The organism is Tenggerimyces flavus, from assembly GCF_016907715.1.
Taxonomy (GTDB): domain Bacteria; phylum Actinomycetota; class Actinomycetes; order Propionibacteriales; family Actinopolymorphaceae; genus Tenggerimyces; species Tenggerimyces flavus.
In genome coordinates, this window is the sequence record NZ_JAFBCM010000001.1 from 20726 (window position 1) to 42970 (window position 22245).

Below are 22245 nucleotides of genomic sequence, written 5' to 3' on the forward strand. Positions count from 1 at the left end.
CGTCATGCTCCAATCACCTGCTGGAACTGGATCTCGAAGTTCCGCTCCTGGGTCTCGGTCAGATTCATCAGCCCGACCGCCTTCTTCAGCAAGGCGTCGTCCGGGAAGATCAGCGGGTTGTCGACGAGCTCGGGATCGATCTTCTCCATCGCCGCACGCGCGCCCTCGACGGGGCAGATGTAGTTGACCCACGCCGCGACCTCGGCCGCGACCTCCGGCTCGTAGTAGTAGTTCAGCAACAGCTCCGCGTTCGCCTTGTGCGAAGCCTTGTTCGGGATCATCGCGTTGTCGCTCCAGATCCCCAACCCCTCTTCGGGAACGACGAACTTGATGTCCGGGTTCTCGAACTGCAGCTGGATCACGTCGCCGGACCAGGCCATGCACGCGGCGACGTCGCCGTTCGCGAGATCCTGCGTGTAGTCGTTTCCGGTGAAACGCCGGATCTGCCCCGAGGCAACCGCTTTCTCCAGCTTCTCGATGCCCGTGGAGAAGTCGTCCTGCGAGACCTCGATCGGGTTCTTGCCCAACGACATCAGGACCATCTGCATCGAGTCCTGCATGCCGGCGAGCATCGTGACCCGGCCCTTCAGGTCCGGCCGGTTGAGCAGGTCGTCGAGCGTACGGATCTCCTTGGTGAGTTTCGCGTTGTACGCAAGGCCAGTCAGGCCGCTCTGCCAAGGAACACTGTACTTGCGATCGGGATCCCAGCCCGGAGCCTCGAGGCTGGGAATCAACTGCGCCTTGACGTTCGGCAGTTTGTCGTGGTCGAGCTCCTGCAGCCACCGATAGCGAACGACGCGCGCCGCCATCCAGTCGGTGAGCACGAAGAGGTCCCGCCCACACGGCCGGCAGGCGGCGAGCTGGTTGCGGATCTTGCTGAAGAACGGCGAGTTGTCGTTGACGTCCTCGGTGTACTTGACCTGGATCCCGGTCTCCTGCACGAACCGGTCCAGCGTCGGACGGCTCTTCTCGTCCTCGCTCACGTCGATGTACTGCGGCCAGTTGGAGAACACGACCTGCTTCTCCGTGCCGGACAGGTCGGTGCTCTCGCAGCTGCCCTCGGCGATCAGGCTGCCCTTGATCCCGCAACCGGACAAAGCGGCCAGCGCGGCGGCGGCGCCGGTCGTACGAAGTAGTCGCCTTCTGGAGAACCGTCGGCGGTCGGTCATCTCACCCTCCGACACTCAGCGCGACTGGCTCGCTCATGCTGAGCCCTCCTCCCTGCGTACGCCATGGATCCTGACAGAGAGTTTCGGCCTGGACAAGCGATTCCGTTGTCGCGATCATTCATTTCGACGAAATCCCTACGACATCCCGGGATGCAGCATGACGCGCCCTGAACGGCCCGAAACCGACGGAGTCCGGCGTCCCCGCCCGGATCGGCAACCCACGACCGTCCCGCTGGACGACGTGTCGAAGGGGATCATCGAACAGCTTCAGCAGGACGGGCGGCGGCCGTACGCGGCGATCGGCAAGGCCGTCGGGCTGTCCGAGGCCGCGGTACGGCAGCGCGTGCAGCGCCTGCTCGACCACGGCGTGATGCAGATCGTCGCGGTGACGGATCCGCTGCAGCTGGGCTTTCCACGGCAGGCGATGATCGGGATCCGCGTCGAGGGCGAGCTCGAGCCGGTGGCGGATCGCCTGGCGGACATGGAGGAAATCGAGTACGTCGTGATCACGGCGGGCTCGTTCGACATCCTGGCCGAGGTGCTGTGCGAGGGCGACGACCACCTGCTCGAGGTGTTGTCACACCAGATTCGCGCGATCCCCGGCGTACGCAGCACCGAGACGTTCGTCTATCTCAAGCTGCGGAAGCAGACGTACTCGTGGGGCGTCCGCTGGTAGCGAACGCCCCACAAGAGGTTCACCAGCCGCGCCGACCGTTCGTCCGCGACGGATCGGCCGAGGCCGGCTGGTCGGTGGGGCCAGCGTTGGTGGAGCCATTGGTGTGCCGGCCGTGCCGAAGGTTGCGGTCCGATTCGTCGGCTTCGTCGGTCACGTCCGGGTCCAGCTCGTCCGCTTCCCGGACCCGCTCAGCGGCCTTGGTCTGCGAGGACTGGGCGGCCGCGCGTTGCGACTCGGCCTGAGCCTGCGCCTGCCGCGCCTGGGCGGCCAGCTCGTCCGCGCGGGCACCCTGGTGCTCGGCGCGCTGGGCCAGTCGTTCGGCTTTCTCTCGTTCGGCCGCGGCGTTCTCACGGCGTTCCTGCTCTCGTCGTGCCTGGTTGCGCGTCGACGCCAGGACGACGAAGGCGACGATCAGCGCTGCCACCACGACGATCGCGATGATCAGCACGAGTGTGCTGGTATCCATGGGTTTCCTCCTATCAAGGAAGGCGAAACCCCCGTGTGGCCAGACCGCGGTCCCAGGGACTAGGGAGCCGGCGGCGCGCCGCGGTCGCGGTAGACCTCTTCCTCAGTGACGGTCGTCGGAGTGCCGTCCTCGTACGTCCGCTGCTGAGTCACGGTCCGCGCCCGGCGGCGCTTCGACCAGATGGTGAGGGTCAGGGCAAGGGTCGCGAGCCCGGCAAGGATCAGGACCCAGCCGACCACGTTGATGTTCAGCCAGCCAACGATGTCAGCTCGCACGCCGAACGCGAGGATCGCTCCGACCACGATCAAGAAGATGCTTCCACCGATGCTCATGCGACCGGCGTACCCGCGTCAGGCGCGGATACACACCTCAGCCGGTGAGAGCTCGCAACGAGCGAGGCTGCCGCCCGACGACGCGATCCAGCGCCTCGCTCGAGGCGGCGTCGGCGGGCAGGTAGACGACCAGCGTCTGGTCGTCCGCGTCCGGCAGAGCGAGGTGCTCGAACGACAACCGCAGCTCCCCCACGGCCGGGTGATCCAGCCGCAGCACGCCCGTACGTCGCGGCAGGGTCACCGCACCAGTCATCCGCGACGTGAAGGAAGCACCTGCCACGACCGTCAGCTCGTCGACCAGCAGCTCGGTGTGCTCGTCGCCGCACCCGGCCTGGGATCGCAGCAGAGCGGCCGCGTCGTCCGCGACCAACTCCCAGTCGGGGAAGGCCGAACGCGACTGCGGAGTCGCGAAGACGTACACCGGGAGGTTCACGTGCGAGCCGTCCAGTAGCCCCAACGGCGCGAAGAGGGCCCGAAATCCTTCGGTGTAGGCGAGAACGTCGCCCAGCCTGTTCTGCACGAACGCCGGCGACGGCTCCATCCGCTCCAGCAACGACCGAACGGTCGCGCGCACCGCCTGCCCCGGCGGCACCGGGCCCGGGCAGATCCCCGTTCCACCCGTGGCCTTGACGATCCGCATCAGCAACATCCGGTCGTCGGTCGACATCCGCAACGCGTCGGCCAGCGCCCCGAGCACCTGCGACGACGGATGCCGGTCGCGGCCCTGCTCGATGCGGGTGAGGTACTCCACGCTGATCCCCGCCAGCACGGCGAGCTCGGAGCGGCGCAGCCCAGGCGTACGCCGCCGCGGTCCGGTCGGCAGACCGACCTCCGCGGGCGTGATCGCCTCCCGGCGGGAGCGCAGGAACCCGCCGATCTCGCTCTCGTCCATGCCTGCCAGCTTACCCAGCCGCCCGATCCGGAGGGTGTCCCTGCGAAGGCCACTCTGAGCGCGGCCTCCCTGGTCAGCGCCGAAGCGAGCAGCGTGGACGACATGGATCTAGGACTCAACGAACGCACTGTCATCGTCACCGGCGCAGGCGGCGGCATCGGCCGCCGGCTCGCCCGGACGTTCGCCGCCGAGGGCGCCCACGTCGTGCTCGGCTACCGGAACAACAAGGACGAGGCCGAGCTGATCGCCAAGGAGATCGGCGAACGAGCCCTGCCCGTACGGTTCGACCTCGCCGACGAAGCGAGCACGCACGCCCTCGTCGACGCCACGCTCGAGTGGACCGGACGCGTCGACGTGCTGGTGAACAACGCCGTCAGCTGGGGCGCGGACCCGAGCACGTGGGAGCTCGGCTTCGAGAACGTGGACGACTGGCAGGACGCGCTCCGTACCAACATCGAAGGCACGATCGCGCTGACGAGGGCCGTGGCGCCGACCATGCGCCAGCAGCGCTGGGGCCGGCTGCTGCATGTGTCAACCTCGTTGGTGACCGACGGCTCGGCGGGCGCGGAGTACTACGTCGCCGCGAAGGCCGCCCTGCACGGGTTCAGCCGTTCGGTGGCGTTCGCCCTCGGCAAGGACGGCGACATCCTGTCGAACGTCGTGATGCCAGGGCTCACGTTGACCGACACGAACGGGTTCATCACCGACTCGTTCGGCAAGGAGTACGCCGCGCGCTCCCCCATCGCCCGGCTGCTCACGGCCGACGAGGTCGCGCGGTCGATCGTCTACCTCGCCTCGGCCGCGAACACCGGCATCAACGGGCAGGTCATCAGCGTCAACGGCGGTTAGGAGAGGTCACGCCCTCGTACTCCAGGTGCAGCATCATCCCCTGGTCCGCGTGCGGAAGGTTGTGGCAGTGGTTCATCCAGAGCCCGGGGTTCGTCGCACGGAACGCGACCTGCCACACCTCCCCCGGACGTACCTCGAACGTGTCGAGCAGCAAGGGACTTCCGGTCGGCACCCGACCGTTCCCGGAGATGATCTGCACCGTGTGTCCGTGCAGGTGCCAAGGATGGTTGTCCAAACCCCGGTTGACGATCGTCATCAACACGAGGTCGCCTTCCTTGACCTGTTGCACCGGCACGTCGGGGTACGCGCGGCCGTCCACGGTGTAGGCGTACTTCGGCAGCCCGCCGGCGACCGCGAGCGTGCGGTCGACCACGAGCGTGAACCGGCGGTCGAACGGGCTCGACCCGTCGATCCCCGTCGAGCGAGGCTTGCCGTACGACAGCAGGTCGAGCTGCTTCCAGCCGGCCGTTTCGTCAACGCCCACGTACGATGCGGACCCGGAGCCCTCCGGTGAGAACGTCCGCCCCAGAGTGGTCAGCCCGTCGACGTACAGTGCCACACCGCGCGACGGCATCGTGAACGTCACGTCGTTCCGCCCGCCGGCCGCGATCACCAATGACTGCTCGGAGATCTCGCCCGGCTCGTTGAGGTCCCGGCCGTCCACCGCGGCGACCCGGAACGGCGTTCCCGCCAAGGCGAAACGGTGCGGTGTGCTGTCGGTGTTGATCAGCCGGACCCGCACCGGCGTCCCCGGCCGGAAGCGGTGGTCGAGGACCTCGTCCGACGAGCCCAGCACCATCGCGCCGGAGAACGTGTGCACCGGAAGGACGACCTCGGCGCCCGCGGGCTTCGGGCCCTTCGGCGACACGATCAGCGTTCCGTACAAGCCCATGCGCACGCCCGTGTCGGAGACCTGGTGCGTGTGGTACCAGTACGTCCCGACCTGCGTGGCCCGGAAGCGATAGACGAACTCCCCGCCCGGCATGACCGCGTCCTGCGTGACACCGGGCGCGCCGTCCTCGCGGTTGGGCACGTCGTAGCCGTGCCAGTGCAGCGTCACGCCGCGGTCGATGTCGGCGTTGCGCAGCTTGACCTCGATCAGATCGCCTTCTGTGGCGGTGAGTTCAGGCCCCGGCAGCTTGCCGTTGTACAGCCAGGCGTCGAGCTTCTGGCCGGACGGCAACGTCGCGGTGGACTTGCGCGCGGTCAGCTCGTACCGCCGTACCGGCACGCCCGGCGGAACGGCTGCCGGCCCGGCGAGGTCCGCGACCGAACGCGTCTCGCCGCCGGCGCTGTGCGCGTGCCCGCCGCCGGTGTCGATCGCCGCCACCGGGAGGAAGCCGGTCGCGATCCCCGCGACGCCGACCGCCGCCGCACCGCCGACGATCGCCAGCCGCGAGCGGGACCGGCCGGGAACGAGCATCCGCCAGGTCACCAAGGCCGCCACCCCGACCAGCGCGGTCGCCACCAGCGCGACCGAGATCCGGAGCGGATAGCCGAACAGGAACGTCACGACCAGCGCCGCCGCGGCGGCGTAGCCAGCGGTCAGAAGCACCAGCGGAACGACCGGCGACTCCTGCCCCCGCAGCAACGGCCGGAACGCCACAATCCAAGCCAGCAAGGCGAACAGCACCGCGAGCGGGAGCCCGAACAACACCTTCTCCTGCACGAACCACCAGCCGTTGCCGGCCAGCGCGACCGTCGTTCCCACCCGAGCGAGCGTGCAGATCGACGCTCCGACGAACACCAGCAGCGCGATCCGCGGCCGCCGTACGGCCGCCGTCACACCCGCGCCGATCCACGCCGCCGCCGCGACCACTGCCAGCAGCAGGTCGACGATCAGCAGCGCGCCGGCGGTCACGACGTTGCCGGCGCGACGGCCCCGGTCTCGGCGGTTCCGGAGGCCAGCTTGCGTCCCTCGCTGAACAACGCTCCGGCCACGCCGCCGATCGCGAGCCCGTTCAGGGCGTGCAGGCCGAAGATGATCAGGCTGGCGGTGTTCGTCGTGCCGGTGTCGCCGGCGACGGCCCGCGCGATCGCGGCGATCACGATCTGCAGGATCACCAGGCCGAGCGGCAGCAGCGAGAGCCCGATCAGCCGGCCGCCGCCCTTGCTCAGCGCGGCGAAGACCGCCATCAGGATCGACAGCACCGGGATCACCATCATCCCGATGATGCGGTGGATGTCGTAGGTGTGATCGGTCCGCGGCTTGGCGAAGGATCCGTAGCCCGCGAAGAAGAACTGCGCCACGGCTGCGGCGAGGAGTAGTACGGCGAGTCCAAAGAAGACCCTGCGCATGGTGCGTTCCTTCCAGGTCGGATGACGGCCACGACGATAGTGGCTGCCCGACCCGGAAGGAGTCATCGCACGCCGGGAGACGCCGAACGTACTCCCCAGGGAGTACTACAGCTGGTAGTTGTTACTCCACGCAGCTCCCCAACCCTCGCCGAGCGCTGCGAGCTCGGCGTCGGAGCGGCCGTACGTGCTGAGGATCGCCATCGCCGCGGACTTCGCCGGGTTGTACGCGACGACGAGCAGCCCGTCGCCCCAGCCCTCGACGGTGAGTCCGAGCTGGTGCTCGGTCCGGAACCACACCTCGCCGCCGATCGCCTTGCCGGCGAGCTCGGCGTCGTACCGCTTGCCGACCTCGTTCTCCGCGACGCCGGTCAGGCCGAGCGCCTCGAGCGGCTCCTGGCCGGTACTGGTGAAGAACAGCGTGCGGCGTTCGTCGCCGTCGTGACGCTCGAGCAGGAACCTGAGCTGCTGCGCGAACGACGTCCAGCCCTGGGTGATGTCGTCGTAGTACTCGTCCCACTCGCCACCGGTCTTGGCGCCGCGGGTGATCCGGAGCCGGGAGCCGCCCGGAACCTCCTCGATCGTGAACGTGTCGCCGCTGCCGAGCGCGAGCCGGCGGGCGACCGGGTCCTCGGTCAGTTCGGAGAAGAAGATCGTGTCGATCTCGGCGTCGAGGCCGCCGTTCTCCGGGTAGTCCCAGCCGTGCCAGCGGCGCAGCTGGTCCTTGTCCCGGAGCGCGTGCCAGACGGCGTCGGCGGGGGCGGCGATCGTCACCTCGATGACAGGGCGGTCGGTGTCTCCCATGCTCATTCTCCTGCGGGTCTCGGTGTGGGCCTTGGTGTCGGATGGCCGCCGACGACGAGGCGGTACGGGCGTCCGGTCGGGGCGTCGAAGGCCTCGACCGTGCGGCGGATCGCCTCGGCGAGGGCGTCGGTGAAGCGGTGCACGTCGCCCGGCTCGGCGAAGCGCACCTCGGTCTCGATCGTGAACGTGAGCAGGCGGGTCCCGGCCTCGGCCGCGCTGGCCTGCATGCGCGCGACGTCGGTCACGGTGTCGGCGGCGACCTCGACGAGATGGTCGGCGGCGTACTGGTCCTGGATCTTGGCGAACGAGCGCTCAGTGCCCATCACACCGGGATCGACGACGAACGCGTTGGCCTTGGCGCGGAGGATGCGTTCGATGCAGCCACGTCGTCGCCTTTCCTCAACCAACTCGAGCAGATCTGCCTTCTCGAGCGCGCGCAAGTGGTAGTTGACACGTTGCCTCGGCAGGTCCAGCTCGAGGGCGAGCTGCGACGCCGAGGCGGGCTCGCGGAGCCGCGCGAGCAGCTGGCGGCGGATCGGTGTCAGCGCCGTCCGGACGCGTTCGGGGTCCTCGATCACGGTGAGGTCGGCGGCTGGCATGACCCCATGATGCGATTCGACAGTTTCATTTGTCAAATGGCGTAGGCCTTGACAGGCATATACGTTCGTCGGCATATTCGGCGATGTGCTAGCTGACCCGTTCACCGTGCTCGCCGAGCCGACTCGGCGCCGCATCCTCGACGAGCTCCGTACGTCGAGCCACAGCGTCAACGAGCTCGTCGAGGTGCTGAACGTCAGCCAACCGACGATGTCCAAGCATCTGAAGGTGCTGCGCGACGCCGGCTTCGTGTCGGTCCGGACCGCGGCACAGCAACGCATCTATCGAATCGAGGTGCGACCGCTCGTGGAGCTCGACGCCTGGCTGCAGCCCTATCGCGAGCTGTGGGACCAGCACCTGGACGCCCTCGAACGACACCTCGACAACCAGGAGGAGGACTAGATGAGCTTCAATCCAGGGCCGTTGGCCTCGGTCGGATACCGCCCGAACGCAGACCGGTGGACGCTGGTCTTCACCCGCGACCTCCGGCACGCGCCGGCGAAGGTGTGGGGGTCGCTGACCGAGCCCGAGCAGCTGCGCGCCTGGGCCCCGTTCACCGCCGACCGCAACCTCGGCAGCGTGGGCAAGGCGACGTTGACGATGGTCGACGGCTCCGACGAGTCGCTGGCGGGCGAGGTGACGATCGCGAATCCCCCGTCCCTGTTGGAGTACGAGTGGGGCGGCGACGTGCTGCGCTGGTCGGTCGAGCCGACCGCTGGCGGCAGCCGGCTGACGCTCGAGCACACCGTGAAGGAACGCGAGTCGGTCCCGCAGCTGGCCGCCGGCTGGCACCTGTGCCTGCTCGTCGCCGATTCGTTGCTGGACGGTCAGCCGATCGGCCCGATCCGCGGCCACGAGGCGATGAACTACGGCTGGGCGGAGCTGAACGAGGCGTACGCGAAGAAGCTCGACCTTCCGGTCAGCACCAGCCACGCGGACAAGGCCGCGGAGAACTGACCTTTGTCGGTGGCCTTCCCTACGCTGTCCGCACGTGCATGGGACCGCGTGAAAGGGGAGGCCATGGCGAAGTTCACCGGGTCGGACGACCTGCAGGGCGCGGAGTTCCGCGGCGTCAACCTCAGTGGCGCCCGGTTCGTCGCGTGTGACCTGTCCGGAGCCGTCGTGCGCGGCGTCGACGTGACCGGGGCGGAGATCGACGCGCCGTGGCTCGCCGACGGCGGTGCCAGCTTCTTCGTCAACGGCATCGACGTGGTCCCGTACGTCGAGGCCGAGCTCGACCGCCGCTTCCCCGGCCGCGGCGACAAGTTCGCCAGGGAGCCGGAGAAGCTACGCGAGGCGTTCGCCGCGCTGCATCGCACCTGGGCTGGCACCCTCGAGCGGGTCGCGGCGATGCCTCCCGGCACGGTCGACGTGTCGGTGGCCGACGAGTGGACGTTCACGCAGACGCTGCGGCACCTGATCCTGGCGACGGACATGTGGTTCGGCCGGGGCGTGCTGGAGAAGGAGCAGCCGTTCCATCCGCTCGGGCTCATCGACCGGGGTTCTCGCGAGGGCTTCGACTTCTCGGTCTTCCGGACCGACGAGCCGACGTACGCCGAGGTGGTGGAGGCGCGAGCGGGTCGGGTCGCGATGGTGCGCGATTTCCTCGCCACCGCCACCGTCGACGTGCTGGCCGAGACCCGCAAGAATCCGCACAACCCCGAGCATGCGGAGACCACGCTGTCCTGCGTGCACGTGATCCTCGAGGAGGAGTGGGAGCACCACCGCTACGCCGTGCGGGACCTGGACGCGATCGAGGCGCGCGGCTAGGACCGCCGCCTTGGCTGTCATGGGGGTGGTGTCCGGAACGATGGGGTCCGTGCCCCTTCCTGGACAACAGAGCCCAGAAGCCCTCGTCGCCGGTTCGCCGGTCGCGGTGGCCGTCGTGCCCGGGGTGGGCATCGGGCTGGCGTTCGGTGGGCAGCGGTGGTCGTTGGCGGGCGATCCGGCGTCGCTCGTCCGGCAGCTGACGGAGAGGCACCGGCCGCGCTGGGTCTGGTGGGACGCCGCGACGACGGCGCGGGAGCTGGTGGACGTACGGCTGGCGAGCTGTTGGGACCTCGCCGCCGTGCACCGGCTGCTGTACGGAGGGCACCGCGCCGATCCGGCCGCGGTGTGGGCGGCAGCCCACGAACTGGCCGAGCCGGAGCCACGGCGGCGTGGTGAGCCGACCTTGTTCGACGAGCCGACGCCGCCTCCGGACTCCCCTGTTCTGCCCGATGGACAGCTGCATCCGGAGTGGTGCGATCAGGAGTTCGAGTCGCCGGATCACGCGGCCCAGTGGGCTTCGCTCGCGCTGGAGGTGCACGAGAGCCAGCGGCGGATCCTCGCGCGGCTTGGCGATCCGCGGCCGGTGCCGCGTTCGCCCAAGCTCTGCCTGCTGACGGCGTACGCGGAGTCGGCGGCGGCGTTGATCGCCGTCGAGCTCGAGCACGACGGGCTCCCGCTCGACCGTGCGGCGGCCGAGGAGTGCATCGCGGGCTACGTCGGGCCGCGCCCCGCGGACGCCGCGGAGGAGACCGCGCTGCGAGTACGGCGCGACCAGGAGGTACTCGCCCATTGGCGCGAGGGGACGACCGCCGACCTGCGCAACCCCGCACAGGTCAACGAGCTGCTCGCCAAGATCGGCATCGTCGTCCCGGACACGCGGTCCTGGCGGCTGGAACCGTTCCGCGCCACCCACGCCGGCGTGGCCGCGCTGCTGGACTGGCGCAAGGCGGAGCGGGTGCTCACGACGTACGGGTACCGCTGGCTGGACCGGCACGTCGGGGCGGACGGCCGGCTGCGCGGCGGTTGGGGCGCGGCGGACGGCGGCGCGGGGCGGATGACCGCGCAGGCGGGGCTGCACAACCTGCCCTCGTCGCATCGCGTCGCGGTACGCGCGGAGCCGGGGCATGTGCTCGTCCGCGCGGACCTGGGGCAGATCGAGCCGCGCGTGCTGGCGGCGGTGTCGGGTGATGCGGGGCTGACCGCGGCGACACAGTCGGACGACCTCTACGCACCGGTGGCCGCGCAGATCGGAACGGACCGTCCGACGGCCAAGGTCGCGGTGCTCGCGGCGATGTACGGGCAGACGTCGGGCTCGGCCGGCGCGGCGCTGAAGCGAATGGAACGCGCGTACCCGCACGCGCTCGCCTACCTGCGCGCCGCCGAGGAGGCGGGCCGCGCGGGGCGGGACATCCGTACGTACGGCGGCCGGCGGATCCGGCTCGGGTCGGGGGCGGTCGATCCCGCATCGGTGTCGCCGCTGCGGGTGGACGCGGAGCTGCTCGCCGCGGGCGCGGTGCAGGGCCTGGTGACGGGGGCGGGGCGCTTCGCCCGTAACGCGGTGATCCAAGGCGCGGCGGCAGAGCTGTTCAAGGCCTGGGCCGCCAGCGTGCGCGCGGCCCTGGTGCCGCTAGGCGGGCGGATCGTGCTGTGCCTGCACGACGAGCTGCTCGTCCACGTCCCCGCTGTCCACGCCGAGACCGCGGCTGCGGTCGTGACCGGCTCGCTCGCGACGACCACCGCCTGGTGGGCCGCCGGCAGCGGCGTCCACTTCGTCGCCGACGTGTCCGTGGTGGACCGGTGGTCGGATGCCAAGTAACTAGAGACGGTCGTCGATCCAGCTCACCGCGGCGGCTCCGATCGAGGGCCAGTCCGACGGGAGGCCAGGCGTGTCGCGCAACCACGCGGCCAGCGACCTCGCCGACGCGCGCATCGCCGGAACGAGCTCGGCGCGCTCCCGTTCGGTGAGCCGGTAGCCGTCGACGAGGTCCGCCATCGCGGCTCGGAAAGACTGCTCCCGCTCGTCCGGCCTGGCGACCACCCAGAGCACCTGGTCGACCAGGTAACGGGCGACGTCATGGACGCGCGGCGCGTAGCAGAGGTTGGCGAAGTCGACGAAACCCGTCACCGCGCCGTCGGACACCAACACGTTGCCGCCGTGGAAGTCACCGTGAACCAGCTGGAGCGGCAGCTGGCCGTGCGGCATCGAGTAGGTCTCGATGCGGGCGGGGAAGTCGGCGAGAGCGCCGTGCAGTTGAGCGAGAGCGCGGCCGATCGCACCGGCGTCACCGATGGTCGGCGCAGCACCCGGGAGTGCGGGCGCAAGCGTGTACGCGCCATCCCCCACCAGCCGCCCGTCATCGGTAGGCACCGGCACCGCGACGGGCACCTCGCGCTCGGCCAGGTGCCTCAGCACGCGCTGCTCCTGGTCGAGCCGGTCGAGCGACTCGTGCCGCTTCAGCACGTAGGACCGACCGCCCGACGTCACCCGCCAGACGGCACCCAGTGCAGAGTGCAGCTCGGTCACCGTGGGCGAAGGAACGACCCGACTCCAGTGGCGAACGACGGCCAAGATCACGGGTACCACGCTAGTCATCGACACGTTTAGGCTAGCCTCACTTAACATGCGTAGACGTACCGTCGTGGCGGGAATCGCCGCGCTCACGTTGGCCGCCGCGGGTTGTGGCAGTGGCGGCGGAGGCCAGGCCAGCATCGACGACAAGCCCACCGCCACGACGGACAGCGCGGGCGGGGGTGGCGGGTTCCCGGTCACGATCGAGCACGCCAAGGGCAAGACCACGATCGAGGCCAAGCCGGAACGGGTCGTCACCGTCGGCTACACCGACCAGGAGCCCTTGCTCGCGCTCGGCATCAAGCCCGTCGGCGTCATGGACTGGTTCGGCGAACGCCCGTACGGCGACTGGCCGTGGGAGAAGCCGCTCTGGGGCGGCACTCAGCCCGACATCATCGGAGGCGGCGGCGAGAAGCCCAGCCTGGAGAAGATCGCCGCGCTCGACCCGGACCTGATCATCGGCCTGTACTCCGGCGGCGACGACGTCGACAAGACGTTCTACGACAAGCTCACCGCGATCGCGCCGACCGTGCTGAACGACGCCAAGTACGCCGACTACACCACGCCCTGGCAGGAGATGACGCTCGTCGCGGGCAAGGCGACCGGCCAGGAGGACAAGGCGAAGCAGCTCATCAAGGACATCGAGGACAGGTTCGCCAAGGTCCGCCAGGAGCACCCCGAGTTCGCCGAGCAGACCGCGGCCGTCGTCGACGCGGGGAACTCGCCGAAGTCGTACTACCCGTTCGCCAGCACTGACCCACGCGGCCAGTTCATGACCAACCTCGGGTTCAAGCCGTCGACCGAGCTCGACGCGAAGATCGGCAAGCAGTTCGGCATCGAGCTGAGCCCCGAGCAGCTCCAACTGCTCGAGGTCGACCGCCTCGTGCTGCTGATCAACCCCAAGCAGGCCGAAGCCCTGAAGAAGAACCAGCTCTTCCAGCAGCTGAAGGTCGCCAAGGAAGGCCGCGTGATCTACCTGCCGTACGACGAACAGGACAAGGTCGGCGCCTCGCTCGCGTTCAACTCCGTCCTGAGCATCCCATACGGCATCGACAAGCTGGTCCCGCTGCTCACGGCCAAGACGGGCTAGCCGGGTGCCGCGGTGCTTTCCTCCCCGGCCTGCTACCGAACTGGACATAAACGGCAGCCATTGGACGGGGAGGAAGGCACCGCGTTCAAAGCACCCGGCTCGGAGCGCGGAGCGCGACCATGGGACTAGCAATGCCCGGCTAACCTCGACGACATGAGCTTGCCGATCCTCCTGACCGTCGACGACGACCCGTCGGTCTCCCGTACCGTCGCCAGGGATCTGCGGCGCCAGTACGGGGAGCACTACCGCATCATGCGCGCCGACTCCGGGATGGACGCCCTGGAAGCGCTGCGCGAGGTGAAGCTGCGCGGCGGCACCGTCGCCGCGATCCTCGCCGACTACCGGATGCCGCAGATGGACGGCATCCAGTTCCTCGAGCAGGCGATGGACCTGTTCCCGCACGCCCGCCGCGCGCTGCTCACCGCGTACGCCGACACCGAGGCCGCGATCCAGGCGATCAACGTCGTCGACGTCGACCACTACCTGCTCAAGCCGTGGGACCCGCCGGAGGAGAAGCTCTACCCGGTCGTCGACGCGCTCGTCGAGACCTGGAAGGCGGTCGGCGAGCAGGAGGTCGCGGAGACCAAGATCGTCGGCCACCGCTGGTCGGCGCGGTCGTACGAGGTCCGCGAGTTCCTCGCCCGCAACTCCGTTCCGTACCGCTGGTACTCCGCTGACGAGCCCGAGGGCGCCCGGCTGCTCGAGGCCGCCGGCGCGACGCCCGAGGACGTGCCCGTCGTGATCACGCCGGACGGCGAGGCGCTGCGCAGCCCGTCCGGCCCGGAGGTCGCGGCCGCGGTCGGCCTGAACACCACGCCGGCCGAGGACTTCTACGACCTGATCGTCATCGGCGGCGGGCCCGCCGGCCTCGGCGCGGCCGTCTACGGAGCGAGCGAGGGCCTGCGTACGGTGATCGTCGAACGCGACGCCACCGGCGGGCAGGCCGGGCAGAGCTCGCGGATCGAGAACTACCTCGGCTTCCCCGACGGCGTCTCCGGCACCCAGCTGACCGACCGGGCCCGCCGGCAGGCACAACGGTTCGGCGCGGAGGTCCTCACCGCCCGCGACGTGATGGGGCTGGAGGCCCGCGGGTCGAGCCGGGTCGTGAAGTTCGGCGACGGCACGGAGATCGCCGCGCACTCCGTCGTCCTCGCGACCGGCGTCTCGTACCGAGCCCTCGCCGCGGGCGGTTCGGAGGACTTGACCGGGCGCGGCATCTACTACGGCGCGGCCTCGACCGAGGCGCCGAACTGCTCCGGGCAGGACGCGTACGTCGTCGGCGGCGCCAACTCGGCCGGCCAGGCGGCGGTCTACCTGTCCCGTTTCGCCAAGTCCGTCACGCTGTTGGTCCGCGGCGAGTCGCTCGAACGGTCGATGTCGCACTACCTGATCGAGCAGCTGCGCGGGATCGACAACGTGAACGTACGACTCCGTACGACCGTCGAGGAGACGCACGGCGAGGAGCACCTGGAGCGCCTCACGATCTGCGAGGGCGACGGGTTCACCGAGGCCGTGGCGACCAACCACCTGTTCGTGTTCATCGGCGCCGCGCCGCGGACGGAGTGGCTGGACGGGACGATCTCCCGCGACCAGAACGGCTTCGTGCTCACCGGTCCCGACCTGCTGGTCGACGGCCGGCGGCCGCGGGCCTGGCGGCCAGACCGCGACCCGTACTACCTGGAGTCGTCGATTCCGGGCGTCTTCGTCGCCGGCGACGTACGCTCACAGTCGGTGAAACGAGTGGCCTCGGCCGTCGGCGAAGGCGCCATGGCGGTCACTCTCGTCCACCGGTACCTGGAGGACCGATGAGCGCGGAGATGCCGACCCGCGAAGACCTGCGCACCCTCTTCCTGTTCGAGAGCCTCGACGAGGAGCAGCTCGACTGGATCATGGAGCACGCCGAGGTCAAGGAGTACGACGAGGGCGACACGGTCGCGTCCGAGGGCAAGACCGGCGACTGGTTCTACGTCCTGCTGAGCGGCACGTTGCGGATGTGCCGCAAGGTCCGCGGCGAAGAGGTCGAGGTCAACCGCACCGACCAGCGCGGCGTCTACTTCGGGACCACGCAGATCTTCCTCGACGAGGAGGTGCACCGGATCGGCGCGAGCGTGTACGCGCTGACGCCGATGACCGTTCTCGCGCTGCCGGACGCCGAGTTCTCCCATCAGTTCCGCGAGTGGTTCCCGCTGGCGACGCACCTGCTGCAGGGCATGTGGCTGAGCGTGCGCAACAACGACGCCACGGTGGGACAGCGCGAACGCCTGCTCGCGCTCGGCTCGCTGTCGGCCGGCCTGACGCACGAGCTCAACAACCCCGCCGCCGCGGCCGTACGCGCGACCGCGCAGCTGCGCGAACGCGTCGCCGGCATGCGGCAGAAGCTCGCGATGCTGGCCAAGCACGACATCAACCCGGACCTGCTCGAGCAGCTGATCGAGATCCAGGAACGCCTCGTCAAGAAGGTCGCGTCCGCGCCGAAGCTCACTGCCATGCAGGAGTCCGAGCGCGAGGACGAGATGTCGGACTGGATGGACGACCACGACGTGCAGAACGGCTTCAACCTCGCGCCGACGTTCGTCGAGGCTGGCCTGACGGCCGACGATCTCGCGGACGTACACGAGTCCGTCGGCGACGACTTCCTCGACGGCGCGCTGCGGTGGATCGCGTACGCGGTCGAGACCGAGTCGCTGATGGGCGAGATCGAGGACAGCACGACGCGGATCTCGACGTTGATCGGAGCGGCCAAGCAGTACTCGCAGATGGACCGCGCTCCGCATCAGGTGATCGACGTGCACGACGGACTCAAGGCCACCTTGGTCATGCTGGGTGGGAAGTTCGGCTCGGGCATCCAGGTCGTGAAGGAGTTCGATCGTTCGCTGCCGCAAATCCCCGCGTACGCCGGCGAGCTCAACCAGGTGTGGACCAACCTCATCGACAACGCGGTCCAGGCGATGGACGGCCAAGGCACGTTGACGATTCGTACGCGCATGTCGGAGGACGACCGCGTCGTCGTGGAGATCTGCGATACCGGCAAGGGCATTCCGCCGGAGAACAAGCAGCGCATCTTCGAGCCGTTCTTCACCACGAAGCCGGTCGGCGAGGGGACGGGCCTCGGGCTGGACATCTCGTACCGCATCGTCGTCAGCCGCCACGGCGGCGACATGCGGGTGGAGTCCGAGCCCGGCGACACCCGCTTCCAGGTGTTGCTGCCTCTGCACGAGCAGCCGCAGGCGGAGGGATAGGGTCGCTGTCGCTGTCGAAATCCGTCGCCCGGCTCCGACGTCTCTGTCGAGAGGCATCGAGACGGTGTCGGACATCGAGGGAGTGACGACGTGAAGTATCTGCTGCTGATCTACGCGAACCCGACCACCTGGGCGCACCCGATCTACCTGTACAACCAGGACGGGCTGACGCCGGAGAAGCGTTCCGCCCTGCTGGCGCAGGGGAACGGGCTGCTGGAGGAGATCCGCGAGTCGGGCGAGCTGTTGACGGCGGGGCCGCTGGCCGATCCGTCGACGACGAAGACGACGCGGCTGGTGGACGACGAGCTGCGGACGATGGACGGGCCGTACGCTGAGGCGAAGGAGCAGCTGGCCGGGTACTTCGTACTCGAGACCGAGACGGAGGAGCGGGCGATGGAGATCGCGCAGCGGTTCCCGGACGCTCGGTACGGTGCCGTCGAGCTGCGGCCGATCATGGACCTGTCCGGCCAGGAGATGTGAGCTTGGGCGAGCCCCCTGCCATCGAGGACCTGCTGCGCCCACTGGCGCCGCAGGTCCTCGGCGCGTTGATCCGGCGGTACGGGCATTTCGACGCGTGTGAGGACGCCGTTCAGGAAGCCCTGCTGGCGGCTTCGCAGCAATGGCCCTCGGAGGGGGTGCCGTCGAACCCGCGCGGGTGGCTGGTGACGGTGGCGTCGCGGCGGTTGACGGACCTGTTGCGGAGCGACTCGGCGCGGCGGCGGCGCGAGGAGACGATGGCGTCGCTGACTCCGGCGGACGAGTTCGTGGAGTCGGGGCCGGACGGATCGTCGTCGTTCGAGGACGACACGTTGACGTTGCTGTTCCTGTGTTGCCATCCGGCGTTGTCGCCGGCGTCCCAGGTGGCGTTGACGTTGCGGGCGGTGGGCGGTCTGACGACCGTGCAGATCGCGCGGGCTTTCCTCGTACCGGACTCGACGATGGGGCAGCGGATCTCGCGGGCCAAGCAGGCGATCAAGGCTGCTGGGTCTTCGTTCGAGCTGCCGCCGGCTGCCGAGCGGGCGGAGCGGCTGGCGGTGGTGTTGCACGTTCTGTACCTGATCTTCAACGAGGGTTACACGACGACCTCGGGGCCGTCGTTGTCGCGGACCGACCTGACGGCGGAGGCGATCCGGCTGACGCGGGCGGTGCACCGGCTGTTGCCTGCTGACGGTGAGGTCGCCGGGTTGTTGGCGTTGATGCTGCTGACGGATGCCCGCCGGCTGGCGCGTGCCACGGCTGACGGCGAGCTGGTGCCGCTGGCGGAGCAGGACCGGTCCCTGTGGAACGGCGCGTTCATCGCCGAGGGCGTCGCTCTGGTGTCGGAGACCCTGGCGCGTGCGCCGCTGGGGCCGTACCAACTGCAGGCCGCGATCGCGGCGCTGCACGACGAGGCCGCGTCGGCGGAGTCGACGGACTGGCCGCAGATCCTGGCGTTGTACGAGTTGCTGTCCAAGCTCTCGGCGAACCCCGTCGTGACCCTCAACCACGCCGTCGCGTTGGCGATGGTGGAGGGCCCGCGAGCGGGGCTGGACCTGCTCGCGCCCCTTGACTCCGACGACCGCCTGTCCAGCCACCACCGCTTGCATGCGGTGCGCGCGCACCTGCTGGAGATGGCGGGAGACCTCGCGGGAGCCCGGGCGTCGTACCAACGCGCGGCGTCCCAGACGACCAGCGCACCCGAGCAGCACTACCTCACCCAACGCGCCGCCGCCCTCCCCTCGGAGTAGCCCCACCTCGGCGACGAGGTTGACATCCTCGGCTCGGCCGTAATACTTAGTCATATGCCTAAGCATTCGGACGAGACCGACGGTGAGCTCGACCGGATGTTTCGCGCACTGGCCGACGGCACCCGCCGGGCGATGGTCGCCCGGCTGGTCCACGGGCCGGCGTCGGTGAGCCAGCTCGCCGAACCGTTCGGCATGGCGCTGCCCACCGTCGTCCAGCACCTCCGGGTGCTCGAGGAGGCGCGGATCGTCTCGTCGGAGAAGGTCGGCCGGGTACGCACGTACCAACTCGTGCCCGACGCGCTGGTCCCAGCCAACGCCTGGATCGTGGCCCACCGCCGCCCGCGGGAAAGCCAGCTCGACCGCCTGGGCGACTACCTCACCCACCGTCAACCGACACAGGAGGACTGACATGACCGACCGCGCCCAGACCCACGCCACGTTCGTGCTCGAGCGCGAGTACCCGGTTCCGGTCGACCGCGTGTGGGCCGCGTTCGCGGACCCCGAGGTCAAGCGCAAGTGGTTCGGCAGCGACGCCTTCGACTGCGTCGAGCGCAGCGACGACTTCCGGGTCGGCGGCGTGGTGATCGACGACGGGCGTCACGGGAACGGCGGCCCGCTGTCCCGGTACCACGCCACGTACACCGACATCACGCCGAACGAGCGGATCGTCTACACGTACGACATGTGGCTCGACGGGGCGCACGCCTCGACGTCGATCGCCACGATCGTGCTCGCACCGACTGACGACGGCGCCCCGGGGACTCGGCTCACGTTCACCGAGCAGGGCGTCCACCTCGACGGCGTCCACGGTCCCGGGCCGGATGCCGCGGCAGGTCGCGAGGCCGGCATCGCCGGCCAACTCGACGCGATCGGGAAGCTGCTCGCGAACGGGTAGGCGCAGGCCCGCCACCCCTCGCGTCACGTCCGTCAACCTCACCTTGACACCTCCGTCCGTTACCCGTCTGACCTGCTAAAATCGACCAAGGCCGTTCGTACGCCCGGCCCGCACAGGGCGGGCCCTTCCCAAGGGTCGCTCCGCTGAGTTGAGGGCCCCTTCCCCTGCCTTTCCCAACCAAGCGTCGCCCGGGTCGGCCGAACCACGCGCAGCGAGGGGCCAAGCCGGCCACGGGCTGGTGCGACCCGACCCGCGGCTATAGGCGACTGACTCAAGCGTCGCCGAACCCGCAACCCAACGCCCGGCCCAGCCGCCCAGCTGTGGACAACCCGCCAAGATCCGAAGCTGTGGAGGAATCGCTGCCCCCGGCTAGCGTGATCGGCATGGTTCTCGACGATCGCCTGGGTTCGGACCTGCGCCAGGCCGCCCCGCTGTTCCTGCCCACCGCCGCCATCGGGGTCACGTTCGGCGCCCTCGCCGAGCCCGTCATGGGTCCGTGGGCGCCGATCGTGATGTCCGTCGTGGTGTTCGCCGGTTCCGCCCAGTTCGCCGCGCTCAGCGTGCTCGCCGCCGGGGGTGGGTTCGCGCCGGCGACGCTGGCCGGGCTGCTGATGAACGCGAGGTTCCTGCCCATGGGCCTCGCGGTCGCCTCCAGCTTCAGGGGCAACCGGTTCGCCCGCGTGCTCCAGGGCCAGACGATCGTCGACGCCTCGTTCGCGCTCGCGAGTGCCGGCGACGGTACGTTCGACCGCCGGCGCCTCTTCACCGCCACCGCCGTGCAGGGCGCCGGCTGGTGGTTGGGCACCGTCACCGGCGTCCTCGTCGGCGCCAGCATCCCCGCGCCCGAGGCGTTCGGCCTCGACGTGATCTTCCCCGCGTTCTACCTCGCGCTGCTCTGGCCGGAGCTCAAAACCCCAGTACGCAAGGTCATCGCGCTCCTCGGTGCCGCCCTCACCCTCGTCCTGACGCCGGTCCTTCCCGCCGGCCTCCCCATCCTCGCCGCCGGCCTCGCCGCGCTGGTCGGACTGAAGTGGGCCGACCGATGAACGCCACCTGGATCACGATCATCCTGCTGGCCGTCGGCACGTTCCTCATCAAGGCGGCCGGCCCGCTCGTCCTCGGCGAACGCGAGCTGCCGGAACGGCTGCGCTCCTTGATCGCGCTGCTCGTTCCGGCACTGCTCGCCGCGCTCATCGTCACCGAGGTGTTCGCCGGCGACGACCGGCAGCTGCACCTCGACTTCCGCCTCGTCGGCCTCGGCGTCGCGGCCCTCGCGCTGTTTCTACGGCTGCCGATGATCGCGGTGATCCTGCTCGCCGCGGGCGCAACAGCTCTTGCCCGCTTGCTGTTCTAGGCACCGATCGGTGGTACGTGCCGGAGCTGCCGGGCGATCAGTACAGCGACCGCCACGAACACCGCCGCGCTCACCCACGCCACCACGTGCACCCCGCTGGCGAACGCGTCCCGAGCCACCGCGACGTACTCGGGATCCGTCACCGACGTCACCCCGTTCTCGGCGGGAACGCCGTGCAGGTTGGCGCGGTAGACCACCGTCCCCAGCGTGCCGAGCAAGGCGACACCGAGCGCGAACCCGAGCTCGTTGAACGTCTGCGAGATCGACGCCGCGGCACCGGCGCGCTCGGGCGGCGCCGAGCCGATGACCAGGTTGGTGCCCAGGGTGACCAGCGGGCCGGCGCCGAGGTTGATGAGGACGAAGCCGATGACGATCGGCGCCAGGCTGTTCGCCTGGGTGATGGTCAGGAGCCCCGCGGTCGAGATGGCGAGGCCCGCGGGGATCAGCCTGGCAGGCCGGATCCGGCGCGCGAGCAGCGGCGAGACCTGGAAGCTGACGATGCCGGCGGCGACGGCGGGCAGCATCCACAGGCCGGACTCGAGCGGCGAGTACCCCAACACCAGTTGGAAGAACTGCGTGATGAACACCATCACCGCGCCGGCGAGCATCGTGTTGGCGAGCATGCTGACGAGTGCGGTGGTGAACGAACGGTCGGCGAACAGCTTCAGATCGACCAGCGGGTGCTCGAGTCGCCGCTGCCGTTGGAGGAACGCGGCGCCGAGGGCGAGGCCGGCGAGCAGGCTGGCGATGGGGAGGGGTTGCGCACCGTTCTTGGCCAGCTCCTTGATGCCGTAGATGACCGGGAGGATCGCGACGAAGGAGAGGACGACGCTGGGCAGGTCGATGCGGCCGGCGTGCTCCGAGCGGTACTCGGGCAGGTACCGCGGGCCGACGATCAGCAGCACGACCATCGCGGGAACGGCGAGCAGGAAGACCGAGCCCCACCAGAAGTGCTCGAGCATGATGCCGCCGACGAGCGGGCCGGTGGCGCTGCCGGAGATCATGCTGACCAGCCAGACGCCGATGGCGAGGGAGCGCTGCTTCTCGTCGCGGAACATGTTGCCGATCAGCGCGAGCGTGGACGGCGCGAGCGTGGCGCCGGCGACGCCGAGCAGGGCGCGGGCGAGGATGAGCAGCTCGGGCGTGGGGGCGAAGGCGGCGAGGATCGAGGCGAGGCCGAACGCCGTACCGCCGATCAGCAGCAGCTTGCGCCTCCCGATGCGGTCGCCGAGGTTGCCCATCGTGACGAGGAAGCCGGAGAGCAGGAACCCGTAGCTGTCCAGGATCCAGAGCTGCTCGTTGCTGGTGGCGCCGAGGTCCCGGCTGAGCTGCGGGAGGGCGAGCAGGAGGACGAACAGGTCGACGGAGACGAGCGCCGAGGGTACGGCGAGCGCGACGAGTCCGATCCACTCGCGCCTGGTGGCTCGTGCCGGGACCGGGTGGGTGGCGGGCGGCGGGACTGTCTGGGCGGTCATCTCGAGTCCTTCCTCGTGGGTGCTTACACGAGGGGGTCGGACCTCG

At 69.6% G+C, this 22245-nt stretch carries 25 protein-coding genes; 15 read left to right on the forward strand and 10 right to left on the reverse strand.

The window, feature by feature from the left end; all coding sequences use genetic code 11:
* Window positions 1-2: 2 nt before the first annotated feature.
* Window positions 3-1169 (reverse strand): polyamine ABC transporter substrate-binding protein, encoded by a 1167-nt coding sequence (locus JOD67_RS00110; RefSeq protein WP_205113664.1) that lies wholly within the window; start codon window positions 1167-1169, stop codon window positions 3-5.
* A gap of 157 nt (window positions 1170-1326) precedes the next feature.
* Between JOD67_RS00110 and JOD67_RS00115 the strand changes: the two genes are divergently transcribed.
* On the forward strand, window positions 1327-1845 hold the full coding sequence (locus JOD67_RS00115; RefSeq protein ID WP_205113666.1) for an Lrp/AsnC family transcriptional regulator: 519 nt from the start codon (window positions 1327-1329) through the stop codon (window positions 1843-1845).
* 19 nt (window positions 1846-1864) lie between these two features.
* Here JOD67_RS00115 and JOD67_RS00120 read toward each other — a convergent pair whose 3' ends face one another.
* From JOD67_RS00120 to JOD67_RS00130, 3 genes are read right to left on the reverse strand one after another with little or no spacing between them, the layout of a single operon-like run.
* The gene (locus JOD67_RS00120) at window positions 1865-2311 is read right to left on the reverse strand and encodes a LapA family protein (RefSeq protein ID WP_205113668.1); all 447 of its coding nucleotides are present in this window, start codon (window positions 2309-2311) and stop codon (window positions 1865-1867) included.
* Window positions 2312-2370: 59 nt separating this feature from the next.
* Complete coding sequence (locus JOD67_RS00125; RefSeq protein ID WP_205113670.1) at window positions 2371-2643, reverse strand: DUF6458 family protein; 273 nt, start codon at window positions 2641-2643, stop codon at window positions 2371-2373.
* A gap of 37 nt (window positions 2644-2680) precedes the next feature.
* Window positions 2681-3535, reverse strand: a complete 855-nt coding sequence (locus JOD67_RS00130; RefSeq protein ID WP_205113673.1) for a helix-turn-helix domain-containing protein — start codon at window positions 3533-3535, stop codon at window positions 2681-2683.
* A 102-nt stretch (window positions 3536-3637) separates the two neighbouring features.
* Between JOD67_RS00130 and JOD67_RS00135 the strand changes: the two genes are divergently transcribed.
* Window positions 3638-4384 (forward strand): SDR family NAD(P)-dependent oxidoreductase, encoded by a 747-nt coding sequence (locus JOD67_RS00135; protein WP_205113675.1) that lies wholly within the window; start codon window positions 3638-3640, stop codon window positions 4382-4384.
* Here JOD67_RS00135 and JOD67_RS00140 read toward each other — a convergent pair.
* The 4 genes from JOD67_RS00140 to JOD67_RS00155 all read right to left on the reverse strand — a co-directional run bounded on the left by JOD67_RS00140 (window position 4371) and on the right by JOD67_RS00155 (window position 8082).
* Window positions 4371-6245: a multicopper oxidase family protein gene (locus tag JOD67_RS00140; RefSeq protein ID WP_205113677.1), complete on the reverse strand. Its 1875-nt coding sequence runs from the start codon at window positions 6243-6245 to the stop codon at window positions 4371-4373. The two genes, JOD67_RS00135 and JOD67_RS00140, sit on opposite strands and share 14 nt — an antisense overlap.
* A complete protein-coding gene (locus tag JOD67_RS00145) occupies window positions 6242-6682 on the reverse strand; it encodes a DUF6220 domain-containing protein (protein ID WP_205113679.1) in 441 nt (146 codons plus the stop codon). Before JOD67_RS00145 ends, JOD67_RS00140 begins: the two co-directional genes overlap by 4 nt.
* A 105-nt stretch (window positions 6683-6787) precedes the next feature.
* On the reverse strand, window positions 6788-7483 hold the full coding sequence (locus JOD67_RS00150; protein WP_205113681.1) for an SRPBCC family protein: 696 nt from the start codon (window positions 7481-7483) through the stop codon (window positions 6788-6790).
* Window positions 7484-7485: 2 nt separating this feature from the next.
* Window positions 7486-8082, reverse strand: coding sequence for an ArsR/SmtB family transcription factor (locus tag JOD67_RS00155; RefSeq protein ID WP_205113683.1), 597 nt, complete (start codon window positions 8080-8082; stop codon window positions 7486-7488).
* 85 nt (window positions 8083-8167) lie between these two features.
* On the opposite strand from JOD67_RS00155, the gene JOD67_RS00160 reads away from it, so the two are divergent.
* From JOD67_RS00160 to JOD67_RS00175, 4 genes are all read left to right on the forward strand, one after another.
* The gene (locus tag JOD67_RS00160) at window positions 8168-8482 is read left to right on the forward strand and encodes an ArsR/SmtB family transcription factor (RefSeq protein WP_205113685.1); all 315 of its coding nucleotides are present in this window, start codon (window positions 8168-8170) and stop codon (window positions 8480-8482) included.
* Window positions 8483-9037: an SRPBCC family protein gene (locus JOD67_RS00165; RefSeq protein ID WP_205113687.1), complete on the forward strand. Its 555-nt coding sequence runs from the start codon at window positions 8483-8485 to the stop codon at window positions 9035-9037. It abuts the gene before it with no gap.
* A 63-nt stretch (window positions 9038-9100) separates the two neighbouring features.
* Complete coding sequence (locus JOD67_RS00170) at window positions 9101-9850, forward strand: DinB family protein (protein ID WP_205113689.1); 750 nt, start codon at window positions 9101-9103, stop codon at window positions 9848-9850.
* Window positions 9851-9899: 49 nt separating this feature from the next.
* Window positions 9900-11666 (forward strand): DNA polymerase, encoded by a 1767-nt coding sequence (locus JOD67_RS00175; RefSeq protein WP_205113690.1) that lies wholly within the window; start codon window positions 9900-9902, stop codon window positions 11664-11666.
* On the opposite strand, the gene JOD67_RS00180 is transcribed toward JOD67_RS00175, so the two are convergent.
* Entirely contained in the window at window positions 11667-12425 is a 759-nt protein-coding gene (locus JOD67_RS00180) for a phosphotransferase (protein ID WP_205113692.1), read from the reverse strand. It abuts the gene before it with no gap.
* A 46-nt stretch (window positions 12426-12471) separates the two neighbouring features.
* Here JOD67_RS00180 and JOD67_RS00185 point away from each other — a divergent pair, with 46 nt between their 5' ends.
* The 9 genes from JOD67_RS00185 (at window position 12472) to JOD67_RS00225 (ending at window position 20724) form a co-directional block, all read left to right on the forward strand.
* Entirely contained in the window at window positions 12472-13509 is a 1038-nt protein-coding gene (locus JOD67_RS00185) for an iron-siderophore ABC transporter substrate-binding protein (protein WP_205113694.1), read from the forward strand.
* A gap of 153 nt (window positions 13510-13662) precedes the next feature.
* Window positions 13663-15318, forward strand: a complete 1656-nt coding sequence (locus tag JOD67_RS00190) for an NAD(P)/FAD-dependent oxidoreductase (protein ID WP_205113696.1) — start codon at window positions 13663-13665, stop codon at window positions 15316-15318.
* A gap of 8 nt (window positions 15319-15326) precedes the next feature.
* Window positions 15327-16748, forward strand: coding sequence for an ATP-binding protein (locus tag JOD67_RS00195; protein WP_239553673.1), 1422 nt, complete (start codon window positions 15327-15329; stop codon window positions 16746-16748).
* A gap of 90 nt (window positions 16749-16838) precedes the next feature.
* On the forward strand, window positions 16839-17228 hold the full coding sequence (locus JOD67_RS00200) for a YciI family protein (protein WP_205113700.1): 390 nt from the start codon (window positions 16839-16841) through the stop codon (window positions 17226-17228).
* Window positions 17225-18475, forward strand: a complete 1251-nt coding sequence (locus JOD67_RS00205; protein ID WP_205113702.1) for an RNA polymerase sigma factor — start codon at window positions 17225-17227, stop codon at window positions 18473-18475. The genes JOD67_RS00200 and JOD67_RS00205 overlap by 4 nt, the downstream gene beginning before the upstream one ends.
* Before the next feature lie 54 nt (window positions 18476-18529).
* A complete protein-coding gene (locus JOD67_RS00210) occupies window positions 18530-18883 on the forward strand; it encodes an ArsR/SmtB family transcription factor (RefSeq protein ID WP_205113704.1) in 354 nt (117 codons plus the stop codon).
* Between the two features lies 1 nt (window position 18884).
* Window positions 18885-19370 (forward strand): SRPBCC domain-containing protein, encoded by a 486-nt coding sequence (locus JOD67_RS00215; RefSeq protein ID WP_205113706.1) that lies wholly within the window; start codon window positions 18885-18887, stop codon window positions 19368-19370.
* Between the two features lie 383 nt (window positions 19371-19753).
* Complete coding sequence (locus tag JOD67_RS00220) at window positions 19754-20416, forward strand: AzlC family ABC transporter permease (protein ID WP_205113708.1); 663 nt, start codon at window positions 19754-19756, stop codon at window positions 20414-20416.
* Window positions 20413-20724 carry an AzlD domain-containing protein gene (locus JOD67_RS00225; protein ID WP_205113710.1) on the forward strand — a complete coding sequence of 104 codons (312 nt, stop codon included), beginning with the start codon at window positions 20413-20415 and terminating at the stop codon, window positions 20722-20724. Before JOD67_RS00220 ends, JOD67_RS00225 begins: the two co-directional genes overlap by 4 nt.
* Here the strand turns inward: JOD67_RS00225 and JOD67_RS00230 are convergent.
* Entirely contained in the window at window positions 20721-22199 is a 1479-nt protein-coding gene (locus JOD67_RS00230; protein WP_205113712.1) for an MFS transporter, read from the reverse strand. The genes JOD67_RS00225 and JOD67_RS00230 overlap by 4 nt on opposite strands.
* Window positions 22200-22245 lie beyond the last annotated feature (46 nt).